This window comes from Oleiphilus sp. HI0043 (genome assembly GCF_001634935.1).
Genome location: NZ_LWEY01000899.1, coordinates 1 through 540, shown reverse-complemented (window position 1 = coordinate 540; position 540 = coordinate 1). Strand labels below are relative to the sequence as shown.

The following is a 540-nucleotide window of genomic DNA, read 5'->3' as shown; positions in this document are numbered from 1 at the left end:
AACATTTTCTTCAACTAAGTGTTTGACTCGTTTTAACTGATCAGAATCCTCCGAAAATAAAACCAAGAAAATATCAACACTATCCAAGGTATTTTGCACAACCTGAAACTGTTTGATACTGGTGAAATCCTTTAGCAAATGAGGAAAAAACTCGCCCGGAATAGTTCTCCCATCGGGCGTCTTAATCACGTCCAGCTTACGGCCATCAATAGATTGAAGCAGCGGGAAAGGCGAACCACACTGACAAGTGGTAGCAGAAGAAATCGTCGCACGATCCCCATTTCGATACCGAATAAGTGGAAAGCCGTAATTGTGCAAGTCGGTTACCACCACATCACCAGACACTCCGGCTTCAGAAATCACTTTATTTTGATCTCCCAACAGCTCTACAACAAGGTGATCAATATTTGTATGCAAACCATTCTTTTCTTTGCACTCCGAACCAATCAACATAAACTCCCGACAACCGTAAGTATTATATACTGGCGCTCGGAAAGCTCTTTCGATTTTTTCCCGCTGAAACTCATATAATGGTTCGGC

Annotated in this window: 1 protein-coding gene; it reads right to left on the bottom strand. The window is 42.2% G+C overall.

Translation table 11 applies throughout. From position 1 onward, the window contains the following. The coding region (locus A3729_RS10170; RefSeq protein ID WP_197475758.1) for a hypothetical protein at nucleotides 1–453 on the bottom strand (453 nt) is incomplete at its 3' end. Between the last annotated feature and the right edge of the window lie 87 nt (nucleotides 454–540).